General features: G+C 70.1%; 14 protein-coding genes. 7 read left to right on the forward strand and 7 right to left on the reverse strand.

Annotated elements, in window-relative coordinates; translation table 11 throughout:
• Positions 1-19: 19 nt before the first annotated feature.
• The gene (locus tag RWN05_RS14615) at positions 20-928 is read right to left on the reverse strand and encodes an ABC transporter ATP-binding protein (protein WP_121291539.1); all 909 of its coding nucleotides are present in this window, start codon (positions 926-928) and stop codon (positions 20-22) included.
• 131 nt (positions 929-1,059) lie between these two features.
• A complete protein-coding gene (locus RWN05_RS14620; protein WP_314140074.1) occupies positions 1,060-1,641 on the reverse strand; it encodes a helix-turn-helix domain-containing protein in 582 nt (193 codons plus the stop codon).
• 138 nt (positions 1,642-1,779) lie between these two features.
• On the opposite strand from RWN05_RS14620, the gene RWN05_RS14625 reads away from it, so the two are divergent.
• Both RWN05_RS14625 and RWN05_RS14630 read left to right on the forward strand, forming a co-directional pair.
• A complete protein-coding gene (locus RWN05_RS14625) occupies positions 1,780-2,166 on the forward strand; it encodes a DUF1304 domain-containing protein (RefSeq protein ID WP_314140075.1) in 387 nt (128 codons plus the stop codon).
• 103 nt (positions 2,167-2,269) lie between these two features.
• Positions 2,270-3,283 (forward strand): NADP-dependent oxidoreductase, encoded by a 1,014-nt coding sequence (locus RWN05_RS14630; protein ID WP_314140076.1) that lies wholly within the window; start codon positions 2,270-2,272, stop codon positions 3,281-3,283.
• 79 nt (positions 3,284-3,362) lie between these two features.
• On the opposite strand, the gene RWN05_RS14635 is transcribed toward RWN05_RS14630, so the two are convergent.
• The gene (locus RWN05_RS14635) at positions 3,363-4,460 is read right to left on the reverse strand and encodes a Glu/Leu/Phe/Val dehydrogenase dimerization domain-containing protein (RefSeq protein WP_314140077.1); all 1,098 of its coding nucleotides are present in this window, start codon (positions 4,458-4,460) and stop codon (positions 3,363-3,365) included.
• A 164-nt stretch (positions 4,461-4,624) separates the two neighbouring features.
• On the opposite strand from RWN05_RS14635, the gene RWN05_RS14640 reads away from it, so the two are divergent.
• The 3 genes from RWN05_RS14640 to RWN05_RS14650 all read left to right on the forward strand — a co-directional run bounded on the left by RWN05_RS14640 (position 4,625) and on the right by RWN05_RS14650 (position 9,055).
• Positions 4,625-5,545 (forward strand): AEC family transporter, encoded by a 921-nt coding sequence (locus RWN05_RS14640; protein ID WP_071262228.1) that lies wholly within the window; start codon positions 4,625-4,627, stop codon positions 5,543-5,545.
• 160 nt (positions 5,546-5,705) lie between these two features.
• Entirely contained in the window at positions 5,706-7,298 is a 1,593-nt protein-coding gene (locus RWN05_RS14645; protein ID WP_399543066.1) for an amino acid permease, read from the forward strand.
• A gap of 161 nt (positions 7,299-7,459) precedes the next feature.
• On the forward strand, positions 7,460-9,055 hold the full coding sequence (locus RWN05_RS14650) for a DUF4832 domain-containing protein (protein ID WP_314140079.1): 1,596 nt from the start codon (positions 7,460-7,462) through the stop codon (positions 9,053-9,055).
• A gap of 108 nt (positions 9,056-9,163) precedes the next feature.
• Here the strand turns inward: RWN05_RS14650 and RWN05_RS14655 are convergent, their stop codons facing one another.
• A complete protein-coding gene (locus tag RWN05_RS14655; protein WP_079001329.1) occupies positions 9,164-10,039 on the reverse strand; it encodes an exodeoxyribonuclease III in 876 nt (291 codons plus the stop codon).
• Positions 10,040-10,210: 171 nt separating this feature from the next.
• Between RWN05_RS14655 and RWN05_RS14660 the strand changes: the two genes are divergently transcribed.
• Entirely contained in the window at positions 10,211-10,909 is a 699-nt protein-coding gene (locus RWN05_RS14660; RefSeq protein ID WP_314140080.1) for a DedA family protein, read from the forward strand.
• A gap of 90 nt (positions 10,910-10,999) precedes the next feature.
• Here RWN05_RS14660 and RWN05_RS14665 read toward each other — a convergent pair whose 3' ends face one another.
• Positions 11,000-11,950, reverse strand: a complete 951-nt coding sequence (locus RWN05_RS14665) for a LysR family transcriptional regulator (protein ID WP_079001333.1) — start codon at positions 11,948-11,950, stop codon at positions 11,000-11,002.
• Positions 11,951-12,021: 71 nt separating this feature from the next.
• On the opposite strand from RWN05_RS14665, the gene RWN05_RS14670 reads away from it, so the two are divergent.
• A complete protein-coding gene (locus RWN05_RS14670) occupies positions 12,022-12,144 on the forward strand; it encodes a hypothetical protein (RefSeq protein WP_255376692.1) in 123 nt (40 codons plus the stop codon).
• A gap of 90 nt (positions 12,145-12,234) precedes the next feature.
• Here the strand turns inward: RWN05_RS14670 and RWN05_RS14675 are convergent, their stop codons facing one another.
• Both RWN05_RS14675 and RWN05_RS14680 read right to left on the reverse strand, forming a co-directional pair.
• Positions 12,235-12,999, reverse strand: a complete 765-nt coding sequence (locus RWN05_RS14675; RefSeq protein ID WP_064295535.1) for a FadR/GntR family transcriptional regulator — start codon at positions 12,997-12,999, stop codon at positions 12,235-12,237.
• Positions 13,000-13,052: 53 nt separating this feature from the next.
• Complete coding sequence (locus RWN05_RS14680) at positions 13,053-13,841, reverse strand: 3-oxoacyl-ACP reductase (protein ID WP_194718745.1); 789 nt, start codon at positions 13,839-13,841, stop codon at positions 13,053-13,055.
• Between the last annotated feature and the right edge of the window lie 30 nt (positions 13,842-13,871).

Raw genomic sequence — 13,871 nt, forward strand, 5'->3', positions numbered from 1 at the left:
GGCGGAGGTGGTGGGTGGCTCAGTACGGGAAGTGCGGGATGGACGGCAGTCGTTGGTCGCCGCGGGCGAGACCGTGGCGGTCGATGCCGAGTCCGTCGAGGAGACGGCCGCGAAGTTCGGCGAGCTCTGCCGACCCGCGGTCGCGCGGGCGGTCGCCGGGGACGGTCACGGTCTGCGCGATGGTCGAACCGGGCTGTCCCTCCTCGCGACCCAGGAGGATGACCCGGTCGGCGAGCTGGAGGGCCTCGTCGACGTCGTGGGTCACGAGCAGGATGGTCGTGGGCGCGGCGAGGTGGATGGCGAGCAGCAGGTCCTGCATCTTCAGCCGGGTGAGGGCGTCGAGGGCGCCGAACGGCTCGTCCAGGAGCAGGACGCCCGGCCGGCGGGCGAGGGCCCTGGCGAGTGAGGCGCGTTGCGCCATGCCGCCGGAGACCTCCCGTGGGCGGTGCTCGGCGAAGTCCGCGAGCCCGACGAGTTCGAGCAGCTCGGCGACGCGGGCGCGTCCTTCGGCTGCGGGTGTCCGCTTGGGAAGACCGAGCGCGACGTTCGCCGCGATGGTGCGCCAGGGGAGGAGTCGAGGCTCTTGGAAACCGAAGGCCGTGCGCGGGTCGATGCCGTCGACGGGCGTGCCGTCGATGAGCACGGAGCCGGCGGTCGGGTGGTCGAGACCGGCCGCGATCCGCAGCAGGGTGGACTTGCCGCAGCCGCTCGTGCCGAGGATCGCCACGACCTCACCGGCCTCGGCGGTGATCGTGACATCGCGCAGCACGGGCCGTGGGGCGTCGGCGCGTTTGCCGACGCCGCTCGCGAAGGTGCGGCCGACCCCGGCGAACGCGACCGTGGAGGCACGATCCGCCGAGCCGACGGGGACGGCGTCGCGGGTGACCGGCGAGCTCGCGGCGAGCGGGCTTGGGGCGGCGTTCGTCATGGGTCTCGGGCTCCAGGGGTGGGGTGCCCGCCATGCTACGCGAGGGTGACGGACCGCTCTCGGCCGCCGAAACAGAGCGTCACATTGGCGTCCGCCGGTGACATCCGGAGGGTTCCGGTGTTATGCGTCCACTACCAGCTGCCGACCTGCGTGACGGCGACGTCGAGGATGGCGACGGCCTCCTCCCGGTTGACCCGGGCGAGCAGCAGCGCGCTGACCGACAACGAGGTGAGCTGCCGGGCGGCCGCGGCGAGTTCGTCCGCGTCCGCCTCGGGACGGGCGATGGCGAGGGCGTCCGAGACCGCGGTGGTGAGCTCGGCCCGGTAGCCGTCGACGACCTCGCGCAGTGCATCGTCGTGGGCCGCGAGGCCGGCCGCGCTGTTGAGGAGGAGGCAACCGCGGCGGGGGGAGTCGTCGGGCAGCGTCGCGATGACGGTCTGCACGCCCGAGAAGTAGGTGGTGAGCCCGGCTCTGCCGTCCGTCGCCCGCGCGAGCACCGAGAGGCGCGGTCGGATGACGGTGTCGAGGTAGTCCTGCACGGCGGCGTCGAACAGTCCGCGCTTGCTGTCGAAGGCGTGGTACAGGCTCGACCGCCGCAGACCGGTGGCCGCTTCGAGGTCGGCGAGCGAGGTCGCCTCGTACCCGCGGTCCCAGAAGACGTCCCGCGCCGCCTGGACGACGGCGACGGTGTCGAACTCCTGCGTGCGTCCCATGGGTGCCTCCTCCTGGCTCGGCCGGTCCTCCGGACGGGTGGGTTGTGTACCGAGCGTTCCACTATTATAGTAGACCCATCGGTACAGAATGTCGCTCAGCCCGAGTGACTCCACCCCGACCTCCCGGAAGGCCGTTCCATGCTCGTCGTCAGTCTCGTCCTCGTCGGCATCGCCGCCCTCCTGCACGTCTACATCTTCGTGCTCGAGTCGCTGCGCTGGACCGAGCCGGCCACCCGCAAGACCTTCGGCACCTCGGAGCTCGAGGCCGAGACCACCCGAGGGATGGCGTACAACCAGGGCTTCTACAACCTGTTCCTCGCCATCGGCACGATCGTCGGCATCGTCTTCCTGATCACCGACTCGACCGGTATCGGCGCGGCCCTCGTCTTCGCCTCGGCCGGCTCCATGCTCCTGGCCTCGCTCGTCCTCATCACCTCGGACCGCACGAAGGCACGCGCCGCGATCGTCCAGGGGACCACCCCGCTGCTCGGACTCATCGCGCTCATCATCGCGCTGGTCGTCTGACACCTCCCATCCCGACGCCCCGGCGTCACCCCGTCCGCAACCCGACGACGTGCTGCGCCCACCCACCGATGCATCGAATCACCGCACCAAGGAAAGGCACCACATGAACACCCCCGCGCTCAGCACCCAGATCCAGCTCGTCTCGCGACCGGTCGGGTGGCCGACCGAGTCCGACTTCCGGACCGTCTCCGTCGAGCTCCCGGGGCTCGCGCCCGGCCAGCTCCGGGTCCAGAACCTCTTCCTCTCGGTCGACCCCTACATGCGCGGTCGCATGAACGACGCGCGCTCCTACGTCGCGCCGTACCAGCTCGGAGAGACGATGACCGGCGGAGCCATCGGCCGGGTCGTCGAGTCGGCCGCCGAGGGCTTCTCCGTCGGCGACGTCGTCCTGCACCAGTTCGGCTGGCGTGACCTCGTCCAGGAGGACGCCGGCGGGTTCCGCGTCGTCCCCGAGCTCCCCGGCGTCCCGCTGTCCGCCTACCTCGGCGTCCTCGGCATGACGGCCCTCACCGCGTACGTCGGTCTGCTCGAGGTCGCCAAGTTCCGAGAGGGCGACACGGTGTTCGTCTCCGGTGCGGCAGGTGCCGTCGGCACGATGGTCGGCCAGATCGCCCGTCTCAAGGGCGCGAAGCGCGTCATCGGTTCGGCCGGATCGGCCGAGAAGGTCGCCCTGCTGACGGAGAAGTACGGCTACGACGCCGCGTTCAACTACAAGGACGGCCCCGTCACCGAGCAGCTCGCGGCCGCGGCACCCGACGGCATCGACGTGTACTTCGACAACGTCGGGGGCGAGCACCTCGAAGCGGCGATCGACGCCTTCAACGACGGTGGACGCGCTGCGCTCTGCGGCGTCATCTCGCAGATCAACGACACCGAGCGTGCCGAGGGCCCGCGCAACCTGTCGAACATCGTGACCCGGGGGCTCACCCTCACGGGCTTCACCGTCGGCAACTACACGCAGCACTTCCCGGCGTTCTCCGGTGAGATGGGTGCCTGGTTGCAGAACGGCGACGTCGTCTTCGACGAGACCGTCTACGAGGGCCTCGACCACACGCTCGACGCGTTCCTCGCCCTCATGCGGGGCGCCAACACCGGGAAGATGGTCGTCAAGCTCTGACGCGATCCCTCGACGTCGCCTGACACTGGCGACCGACGGCCCGTCCACCCGCTCCGGGTGGACGGGCCGTTCGCCGTCGTCAGACCGCTGTGAGGACCCCGCTCGCCGCATCGATGCGGGCCATCGCGAGGCGTTCGGCGGCGACGAGCGTCGTGACGCCCTCCGCAGCGGCGTCCCGGTAGATCGACTGCACGGTCCGCCCGATCGCCGACACCCGCTGCTCGATGGCCGCGGCATCGGCGCCCGGTTCGGACGCCATGGCGAGGTAGATCACGCCGCCGGCGTTCGCGACGAAGTCCGGCGCCCACAGGATGCCGCGCTCCTCGAGGGTCACTGCGTCGGCGCGGGTGGCGAGCTGGTTGTTCGCCGCCCCGACCACGGCGCGACACCGCAGCTGGCCGATCACCCGGGCGTTCAGGGCGCCGCCGACGCCGCACGGCACGAAGAGGTCCGTCTCGACGAGGTGCTCGTCGCCCGGTTCGATCCAGCTGGCGCCGATCTCCTCGGCGAGGGCGCGCTTGCGTGGGTCGACGTCGGTGACGATGAGGCGTGCCCCCTCGGCCGCGAGGCGCCGGGCGAGTCGGCCGCCGACCTGGCCGAGTCCGGAGACCGTCGCCCGGTGGCCCGCGACGAGCGGGGTGCCGAAGACCGTCTCGAGCGTTGCGGTGATGGCCGCGTACACGCCGGCCGCCGTCGCCTCGCTCGGTTCGCCGACACCTCCGCGGTCGGCCGGCAGCCCGCTGACGTGGTCGGTCCGCTCGGCGACGACGGCCATGTCGTCGGCGGTCGTGCCGACGTCCTCCGCGGTGCGGTACGCGCCGCCGAGTGCTTCGACCGCGTCGCCGAGGTCGAGCATCGCGTCGTGGCGCTCCGCGGGGTCGAGGGTCGTGCCGACGGGCAGGTGGATGACGGACTTGCCGCCCCCGTGTGCGAGACCGGCGGCCGCGTTCTTCATCGTCATCCCCGCGGCGAGGCGGAGGGAGTCGTCGACGGCGTCGAGCCAGGACCCGTAGCGCCAGAGTCGCGCGCCGCCGAGGGCCGGCCCCAGGGCGGTGGAGTGCAGGGCGACGCTGATGGTCAGCCCGGAGCGCGGTCCGCGGGTGATGGAGAGGCGTTCGTGGGGGAGGGTGGTGCTGTGCATCGCGTCGCTGGACGCGACCGGGTCGAATGACGTCATCGTCGGATCTCCTCGTGGGTGATTGGTGCGGGCTCCTGGTGGGAGCGGATCGCGGGGCGATGGTGGTGCCCGGCTCTCCTCCCCAGATTCTCCACGCCGGCCGCCCGCTCCACAACCGTCGGCTCGACCGGGCCGGTGGGCGGGCTGCACCTAGGCTGGACGGCATGGGTGGAGTGCTGACGGGGTTCGCGATCATCGGCACCGTCATCCTCGTCGGCTACCTCGCCGGGCGTCTCGAGGTCGGGGGCCCGACGACCGGGCATGTGCTCAACCGGGTGGCGTTCTTCGTCACCAACCCGGCGCTGCTGTTCACCGTGCTCGCCACGGCCGACCTGCACGAGGTGTTCAGCAGTTTCATCTGGGTCGCCCTCGCGAGTGCCCTGTCGGCCGCTGCACTCTTCGTGCTGCTGAACGCCGTGTGGCTGCGCAAGGACCTCTCCGTCGCGACGATCGGCGCACTCGGCTCGGGTTACGTCAACGCCAACAACATCGGCATCCCGGTGGCGGTCTACGTCCTCGGTGAGGCCGGCTACGTCGCCCCGGTCATCCTGCTGCAGCTGCTCGTCTTCGCTCCGATCGCCCTCACCATCCTCGATGTCAGACAGCGCGGCTCCGTCTCCTTCCTCGGTGTCGTGACGCAACCCTTCCGCAATCCGATGATCGTCGCGTCGATCGTCGGCGTCGTGCTCAACCTGTTCGGCGTCCGACTGCCCGAGCCGGTCATGGCCCCGTTCGAACTCCTCGGGGGCGCGGCGGTGCCGCTCATCCTGATGGCGTTCGGCATGTCACTGCACGGCATGCGGCCGTTGCAGGCCGGCAGCGGACGTCGGGAGATCTTCGTGGCGACCGCGATCAAATCGGTCGTGATGCCCGGGTTCGCCTACCTCATCGCCCACTTCGGGTTCGGGCTGAGTGGCACGCCGTTGTTCGCCTCGGTCGTCCTCGCCGCCCTCCCGGCGGCCCAGAACGTCTACAACTTCGCCAGCCGGTACGAGCAGGGTGTCACGCTCGCCCGCGACACCGTCCTGCTGACGACGATCCTCTCCGTGCCGGTCCTCGTCGTCGTCGCCGCCCTGCTCGCCTGATCCCCCGAACCGGTCCGTCCGGAGCTCCCCTGTCCTCCGAAGCATGGACAGCGATGGCCGGAAAAGCCGAACGATCGCGACTACTCTTGGGCGGGCGCGACTGAGATATACCACCGTCCAGTCCGGCGGAGCCCCGTCGGACCCGACCCGATGGGACGACATGACCGAAGCCACGACCCCACGACACGAACGTTCCGGAGACTGGGCCGCATCCCGCGAGACCGTCGGCGACGAGATGCTCGCCGTGCAGGACTTCTCCGGCGAGGAGGAGGGGTACCACAAGACCCTCAAGCCGCGGCAGATCCAGATGATCGCGATCGGCGGCGCGATCGGCACCGGACTCTTCCTCGGCGCGGGTGGTCGCCTGAACAGCTCCGGCCCGGCGCTCATCCTCGTGTACGCGCTCTGCGGGTTCTTCGCCTTCCTCATCCTTCGCGCCCTCGGCGAACTCGTCCTCCACCGTCCGTCTTCGGGCTCGTTCATCTCTTACGCGCGTGAGTTCTACGGCGAGAAGATGGCGTTCGGCGCGGGGTGGTTGTACTTCCTCAACTGGGCGATGACCTCGATCGTCGACGTCACCGCGGCCGCGCTCTACATCAAGACCTTCGGCAAGCTGTTCGGTTGGAAGGAACTCGAGGACTTCCCGCAGTGGGTCTTCGCACTCGGTGCCCTCGTCATCGTGCTCGCGCTCAACCTCGTGTCGGTGAAGCTGTTCGGCGAGATGGAGTTCTGGTTCGCGCTCATCAAGGTGTCGGCGCTCGTGATCTTCCTCATCGTCGGCGTCTGCTTCATCGTCTTCGGCGGACGTACCGACATCGGCGCGGTCGGGTTCTCGGTCATCGGCGACAACGGTGGCCTGTTCCCCGTCGGGGCGTTCGCACCGATGATCGCGATCTCCGGCGTGGTCTTCGCCTACGCGGCGATCGAACTCGTCGGAACCGCTGCCGGTGAGACGGCGGAGCCGAAGAAGATCATGCCGAAGGCCGTCAACACGGTCATCTTCCGCATCGCGATCTTCTACGTCGGCTCGGTGCTGCTCCTCTCGCTCCTGCTGCCGTACACGGCCTACGAGGCCGGCGAGAGCCCGTTCGTCACCTTCTTCTCGCACATCGGGTCGGAGCAGGCCGGTGCGATCTCGGCGTCGGTCATGAACTTCGTGGTCCTGACGGCAGCGCTGTCGAGCCTCAACGCCGGCCTGTACTCGACGGGCCGCATCCTCCGCTCGATGGCCGTCAACGGCTCGGCTCCCGCCTTCACCGGCAAGATGAGCAAGAACGGCGTCCCCTTCGGCGGCATCCTGCTCACGGCGGCACTCACCCTGCTGGGTGTCGGCCTCAACGCGCTCGTCCCGTCGAAGGCGTTCGAGATCGTGCTCGAGATCTCGGCGATCGGCATCATCGGCGGGTGGGCGACGATCATCCTCTGCCAGATCCAGCTGCAGCGCTGGGCGAAGCAGGGCAAGGTCGAGCGGCCGTCGTTCCGCCTGTTCGGGGCACCGTTCACGTCGTATCTGACGCTCGCGTTCCTCCTGTTCGTCCTCGTGACCATGGGCTTCTCCGAGACGGGCCGCTGGGTCCTCGCCTCGCTCATCGTCCTCATCCCGCTGCTCATCGTCGGATGGTTCGCGGCGAAGCCTCGAATCCTGGCCGCCGCGGCCGCACGAGAGGGGCACACGGGCACCTGGCCTGTGGTCGCGGAGCGTCCCGCCATCGATGCGAACAAGCGGAAGCGCGGGGGCGCACCGAAGTCCTAGGCGGGAGCGGGGGCGGCGACCTGATCGGCGTTCCGAGGTGAACCGCTAAGCGATAGTGATCACTTCGACCCGGTTTCGAGCATTCCCTTGCACCTCGGGTGTCGGTTCAGCAGGATGTGGGCAACCTCTTCCGTGCACCACCGGACCCCGTTGGAGTTCCCGTGAACCGTCGTCTCCGTCTCGTCGCCGTGCTCGCCGCGTGCGGCATCGTCGTCGCCACCCCGCTGAGCGCCGCGGCGCAGGCACCTGCCCCGACACCGGCCGACACGGTCGCCTACGAGCCGAGCGACGCGATCATCGCGAATCCCGAGCGCGGCTTCGACCACACGAACAACACGCACTACTACCCCGAGGGGACCGAGGGCGGACCGGGGTACACGCCGCTCGACGTCGCCACCCTGGCGGCCTACCGCGAGGAGGGCATCACCGAACTCGTCCGCGTCTTCTACATGGAACGCTTCGTGGCCGAGCCGACCCTCGACCCCGCCTGGCTCGCGCTCGTCCAGGCGGACTTCGACGCGGCTCGCGCCGCCGGCATCTCGATCATCCCGCGCTTCGCGTACCTCGCGGGCGGTGACTGGCCCTACACGCCGCCCTACGGCGACGCGCCGCTCGACATCGTGCTCACCCACATCGAGCAGCTCACGCCGATCTTCCAGGACAACGCGGACGTCATCTCCGTCGTGCAGGCCGGCTTCGTCGGCCTCTGGGGTGAGGGCTACTACACGGACCACTTCGCCGCCGACCCGGCGAACCCCGGTGTGCTCACGGACGAGGACTGGGCGAAGCGTCGCGCGGTCGTCGAGGCGCTCCTCGAGGCGGTTCCCGACGACCGCTCCATCCAGGTGCGGACCATGAACATGAAGCAGAACATCCTCGGGGTGCCGTCCGGGACCGCCGGCGCCATCACCGAGGCGCAGGCGTTCGACGGCAGCGCCATCTCGCGCATCGGCCACCACAACGACTGCTTCCTCGCGGCGCCCGACGACTGGGGCACGTACCTGTCCGACCCGATCTCGCTCGATCAGGACTACCTCGCACAGGAGGGCGACTGGGTGCCGGTGGGCGGTGAGACCTGCAACGTGAACCCGCCGCGGTCGGAGTGGGCGACGGCCTCGGCCGAGATGGAACGCTACAACTTCAGCTACCTCAACTGGGACTACCTGCAGGACGTCCTGCAGTCCTGGGGCCAGGAGAACCTCGACACCACCGCGAAGCGACTCGGCTACCGCTTCGTGATGACCGAGAGTTCGGTCGTGGACGGCACGCTCTCGCTCACGGTCCGGAACGACGGGTGGGCGGCTCCGTACAACAGCCGGCCCGCCTACCTGGTCCTGTCGAACGCCGAGCGCACGGTGCGCGTCCCGTTCGGTTCGGACGCCCGCACCTGGGGCGCGGGGGAGACCGTCACGCTCCAGGCGTCACTCGCCGACGTCCCGGCCGGTCGTTACGACACCGCGCTGTCGCTGCCGGCCACGCACGACTCGGTCGCGGCGAACCCGCTGTACGCCGTCCAGACGGCGAACCTCGGCACCTGGGACCCGGCGACCGGCGTGAACAGCCTGCAGCGTCAGGTGACCGTCGGTGCCGACGGCGTCGTCATGGCCGAACCGGTGGCCGGTGCTGCGGCCAGGCTGCCCGACACGGGCGTCTCGTCTATCGCTCCCGCGGTCCTCGGCGGTGGCGTGGTGGCGCTCGGAGCCCTCGCGCTCCTGCTCGCCCGCCGGCGTCGTCAGGCCTCCTCGCCCGCGTCCTGATCGGGGGACGTTCACAACTCCTGCTGAGTGCTCGTTCTCGGCGCCTGGGGTCCCAGTCGAGCGCTGGCGTGCTCCGACAGCAGGAGTTGTGGGCGGTGCGGAGCGGTGTCAGCCGAAGATCATCGGCGAGTCGTCGTCCTCTTCGTCCGACAGGGTGAAGTCGAGGTCGACGACGACGGGAACGTGGTCGCTCGGACTGTCGCCCTTGCGCTCGTTGCGGTGGATCGACGCCTCGACGACGTGGTCCGCGAACGCCTGCGAGCCGTAGATGAAGTCGATGCGGAGGCCCTCGTTGCGGGGGAACCGGAGCTGCTTGTAGTCCCAGAAGGTGTAGCCCTCGGGGACGAACGGGCGGACGGTGTCCTGCAGTCCCGCGTCGACGAAGGCGGCGAGGGCGGCGCGCTCCGGCGCGGAGATGTGGGTCGAGCCAGGGCCGAAGCTCGGGTCGCCGACGTCGGAGTCGAGCGGGGCGACGTTCCAGTCGCCCATGAGCGCGAGCGGCAGTTCGGGGTTCTCGGCGAGCCAGGAGCGGGTGTCGGCCTCGAGCGCGGCGAGCCAGCGGAGCTTGTAGTCGTAGTGCGGGTCGCCGACCGCGCGGCCGTTCGGGACGTACAGGCTCCAGAGGCGGACGCCGTCGACCGTCGCGCCGATGGCTCGTGCTTCGAGCGGCAGGCCGTCGGCGTCGAATCCGGGACCGTCCAGCGCGAGGCTCGCCGGCGGCTTGCCGAAGCCCGGCATGTCGGGGAAGCCGATCTGCACGTCCTCCATCGGGAGGCGGCTGGCGATGCCGACGCCGTTCCACTGGCTGAGACCGTGGAGCTCCACCTGGTAGCCGGCCTTCGTGAAGGCCTCCATGGGGAACTGCTCGGGCTTACACTTGAGCTCCTGCATGGCGAGGACGTCGACGTCCTCACGGACGAGCCAGTCGACCACGCGGCCGACGCGGGTACGGATCGAGTTGACGTTCCAGGTGGCGATGCGCATGCCCCAACGCTATCGGTTTCCGTTCTCAGGAGACCTCCGGCGTGTCGCGCCGGGTGAGGCTCGCCACGCCGGAGCGGTCCTGAGAACGGGCCGGTTCGGTGGAACCGACGGGTGGGGGATTGAGCGGAGGTTCCCAGGGATGGCGAGCGGGTGTCGCGTAGCGTCGAGGGTATGACGACGTCCACCGCCGCCACGTCCAGCCTGTCCGCCGCCTCGACCGGAGGGGACAGCGCCCTCGGAGGGGTCGCCGACTGGGCGGTCGACCTCATGGAGACGTTGGGCGGTCCGGGAGCCGGGCTCGCCATCGCCCTCGAGAACCTCTTCCCGCCGTTGCCGAGCGAGATCATCCTGCCGCTCGCCGGATTCGCCGCCAGTCAGGGCAAGCTCGGTCTCGTCGAGGTCCTCATCTGGACGACGGCCGGTTCCGTGATCGGTGCGCTGGCCCTCTACGCGATCGGGGCGGTGCTCGGACGCGACCGGATGCGCCGACTCGCCGAGCGCGTGCCGCTCGTGCACGTCGAGGACGTCGACCGCGTGGAGGCGTGGTTCCAGAAGCACGGCTCGAAGGCGGTGTTCTTCGGTCGGATGCTCCCGATCTTCCGGAGTCTCATCTCCGTCCCCGCCGGCGTGGAACGGATGCCGGTCCTGCGGTTCACCCTGCTCACCTTCGCGGGCAGCGCCATCTGGAACACCATCTTCGTCCTCGCCGGCTTCTTCCTGGGCGAGCAGTGGCACATCGTCGAGGAGTACGCGGGCATCCTTCAGAAGGTGGTCATCGCGGGCGTCGTGATCGCCGTCGGCGTCGCGGTCTGGCGCGGCGTGCATCGGTACCGCCGGGAGCGCAGCGGCGTCGGTCGGGCCGAGGGCTGACCGTCCCGCCGGGACCGTTCTCAGGACTCGAGCGGGGTATCCGCGGTCGCCGCCACCGGCGCACCGACGGACTCCTGAGAACGGTCCAGCTCACACCCAGCGGGGCGTGGTGAGTTCCTCGGGCTCCGGCGCGGTGTGCGAGGCGGCGACCGACTGTGCCTCCACACGGATCGCGTCGAGGACGGTCCGCACCGCCAGGCGTTCGGCGCGGTCGGGACGCGACAGTGCGACGATCCGACGGGTCGCGTCGAGCCCCGCGAGCGGACGGAGGACGATGCCGCGCTCCGGGCCGCTCGCCGTGTACCGCGGGAGGAGCCCGATGCCGAGGCCCGCCGCGACCATCGCCTCCGCGATGCGGTTGTCGCTCACCCGCTGCACCACTCGGAGCTCGCCGCCCGATTCGGCCTCGATGCTGCGGAGCAGGCGGTCGAGCGGATAGCCGACCGGCACGCCGATCCAGGACTCGTCCGCGAGGTCCGCCGGGGTCAGGACGGTCTGGCCGCTGAGGCGATGCCCGACCGGCAGCACGACGTCGAGCGGCTCGGAGAGTAGCTGCGTGATGCGGAGACCGCGACGGACCCAGTTGCGCTCGCCGCTGATCGCCTGCGCGATGACGATGTCGAAGTCGGCCGCCAGATCGGGGAAGTCCTCGAGGTCGGGGTCGCGGTCGCTCACGACGACCCGCAGGCCGGGTACCGCCTCGAGGCTGCGGAGCACGGCGGGGACGACCATCTGCCCGAAGGTGGGGAAGGTCGCGACCGTGACGGTGCCGATCGGACGGTTGCGGTACTCGTCCCACACGCTCGTCGCCCGCTCGATCGCGACGGCGACGTCTGTGGCGCTGGCCGCGAGTGCCCGGCCGGCGTCGGTGAGGACGAGGCCGCGACCACGCCGTTCGGTGAGCGGCAGGCCCGCCTCGCGCTCGAGGACCTTGAGCTGTTGGGAGACCGCGGACGGGGTGCGGTGTGTGGCCTCGGCGACGGCGTGCACGGAACCGCGCTCGGCCAGTTCCCGCAGCAGGTCGAGTCGGCGGACGTCCATGTAGCAATGCTACCGAATAGCGTCAGTATTGTGCGCTTGTCCTTCATCCCGATCGGACGTTTCATAGAAGCATGACCATCTATCTCGGCATCATCGCCCTCCTCGCTGCGAGTGCGGCCGTCGGATCGGTCGTCGTCGTCAAGCGCGACGGCTACCGTGCCATCCCGGCCCGCACCTACCCGAAGTCCTTCTAGGACCTCGCACCCGCCGGCACGACCGGCGCATCCGACCTCCTCGCGACTCATCGCCGGGAGGTCGTTCCATGTCCGCGCCGCGACGGGCGCTCAGGCGAGGAAGCCTCGCAGGAGCGCCTCGGAGCCGGCGACGTGCTCGGCCATCGCCTGCGCCGCCTCCTCGGGGTGACCGCGCAGGATCGCCTTGACGATGCGCTCGTGCTGCTCGTCGGAGTGGGCGATGTTCACCGCCAGCAGTGGGATGCCGTTGAGGAGTTCGTTGACCCGCATGCGCGACTCGGCGACGAGCGGCAGCAGGCTGGGCGCTCCCACGAGCTCCGCGATGAGCAGGTGGAGGCGGGAGTCGTGGCGGCGGTAGTCGGCGGGCGCCGCATCCCGGCAGTCTCCGAGCGCCTGCCACAGGCGTTCGCGGTCGGCGCCGGACAGCTTGCACTGCGCCGCCTCGCGCGCAGCACCGACCTCGAGGATGCTGCGGAGCGTGAGCGTGTCCTCGATCTCCGCCGCCGAGATCGAGACCCGGCCGGCCTCGGGGGAGTGGGCCCCGGTGATCGCCTCGTCGTCGGGCAGCTCGTCCATGACGAACGTCCCGCCGTAGCGTCCTCGCCGCGAGGTCAGGTAACCGGCCTCGGTGAGCGCGGCGATGGCATCCCGCACGGTGTCTCGGCTGACCCCCTGCATCGTCGCGAGTTCGCGCTCGGCCGGCAGGCGACCGCCCGGCTCGATGAGCCCGAGACGGATGGACTGCAGGAGCCGCTGGACGGTCTCCTCGAACGCGTTCCCGGCGCGGCCCGGACGCAGGAGGAGCTCGGCGCTGAGCACCTCGGTCGCCTCGTCGCCCTTCCGCGTCTCGCTCATCGGATCAGTCTATTTCCCCGGGGTCGCGTCCCCCGCCCGGGCATGTCGTCAGCTCATTCCGGCGTCACGTAGGCGGAGGAGATTCCGCCGTCGACGAGGAACGTCGACCCGGTGATGAAAGAGGAGTCGTCGCTCGCGAGGAAGGCGACGGACGCGGCCAACTCCTCGGGCTCGGCGAATCGTCCGAGCGGGATGTGCACGAGTCGCCGCTGCGCGCGCACCGGGTCCTTCGCGAAGAGCTCCTGCAGCAGCGCGGTGTTGACGGGACCGGGACACAGGGCGTTGACGCGGATACCCTGCCGGGCGAACTGCACGCCCAGCTCGCGGCTCATCGCGAGCACTCCGCCCTTGGACGCCGTGTACGAGATCTGCGAGGTGGCCGAACCCAGGACGGCGACGAACGACGCCGTGTTGATGATCGAGCCCTTCCCCTGCCGCACCATGTGACGGATGGCGGCGCGCGAGCACAGGTAGACCGACTTGAGGTTCACGTCCTGCACGCGCTCCCAGGCCGGGAGTTCGGTCGTCTCGATCGAGTCGTCGTCGGGCGGGGAGATGCCGGCGTTGTTGAAGGCGATGTCCACCGAGCCGTAGGTCTCGGCCGCCGTGTCGAACAGATGGTCGACCTGCGCCTGGTCGGTCACGTCCACCTGGACGAAGAGCCCACCGACGAGCTCGGCCGCCGCCTGGCCGGTCGTCGGGTCGAGGTCGCCGATGACGACGGTCGCGCCCTCCGCGGCGAAGCGCTTCGCCGTGGCGAGGCCGATGCCGCTCGCGCCGCCGGTGATCACGGCGACCTTTCCGGCGAGCCGCTGGGTGAGGTCGATGGGGGTGATGGTCATGTGGTGCTCTTTCTCTCTGCCCCGCCCTTC

Source organism: uncultured Plantibacter sp., assembly GCF_963518075.1.
In the GTDB taxonomy this organism is placed as follows: Bacteria; Actinomycetota; Actinomycetes; order Actinomycetales; family Microbacteriaceae; genus Plantibacter; species Plantibacter flavus_A.

What these genes read in the sequence shown, in the direction of transcription:
- RWN05_RS14675 (WP_064295535.1), bottom strand. Translation starts at nt 12,999, where the DNA reads ATGAGCGAGACGCGGAAGGGCGACGAGGCGACCGAGGTGCTCAGCGCC.
- RWN05_RS14620 (WP_314140074.1), bottom strand. Translation starts at nt 1,641, where the DNA reads ATGGGACGCACGCAGGAGTTCGACACCGTCGCCGTCGTCCAGGCGGCG.
- RWN05_RS14670 (WP_255376692.1), top strand. Translation starts at nt 12,022, where the DNA reads ATGACCATCTATCTCGGCATCATCGCCCTCCTCGCTGCGAGTGCGGCC.
- RWN05_RS14655 (WP_079001329.1), bottom strand. Translation starts at nt 10,039, where the DNA reads ATGCGCATCGCCACCTGGAACGTCAACTCGATCCGTACCCGCGTCGGC.
- RWN05_RS14625 (WP_314140075.1), top strand. Translation starts at nt 1,780, where the DNA reads ATGCTCGTCGTCAGTCTCGTCCTCGTCGGCATCGCCGCCCTCCTGCAC.
- RWN05_RS14660 (WP_314140080.1), top strand. Translation starts at nt 10,211, where the DNA reads ATGACGACGTCCACCGCCGCCACGTCCAGCCTGTCCGCCGCCTCGACC.
- RWN05_RS14640 (WP_071262228.1), top strand. Translation starts at nt 4,625, where the DNA reads ATGGGTGGAGTGCTGACGGGGTTCGCGATCATCGGCACCGTCATCCTC.
- RWN05_RS14645 (WP_399543066.1), top strand. Translation starts at nt 5,706, where the DNA reads ATGACCGAAGCCACGACCCCACGACACGAACGTTCCGGAGACTGGGCC.
- RWN05_RS14665 (WP_079001333.1), bottom strand. Translation starts at nt 11,950, where the DNA reads ATGGACGTCCGCCGACTCGACCTGCTGCGGGAACTGGCCGAGCGCGGT.
- RWN05_RS14635 (WP_314140077.1), bottom strand. Translation starts at nt 4,460, where the DNA reads ATGACGTCATTCGACCCGGTCGCGTCCAGCGACGCGATGCACAGCACC.
- RWN05_RS14615 (WP_121291539.1), bottom strand. Translation starts at nt 928, where the DNA reads ATGACGAACGCCGCCCCAAGCCCGCTCGCCGCGAGCTCGCCGGTCACC.
- RWN05_RS14680 (WP_194718745.1), bottom strand. Translation starts at nt 13,841, where the DNA reads ATGACCATCACCCCCATCGACCTCACCCAGCGGCTCGCCGGAAAGGTC.
- RWN05_RS14630 (WP_314140076.1), top strand. Translation starts at nt 2,270, where the DNA reads ATGAACACCCCCGCGCTCAGCACCCAGATCCAGCTCGTCTCGCGACCG.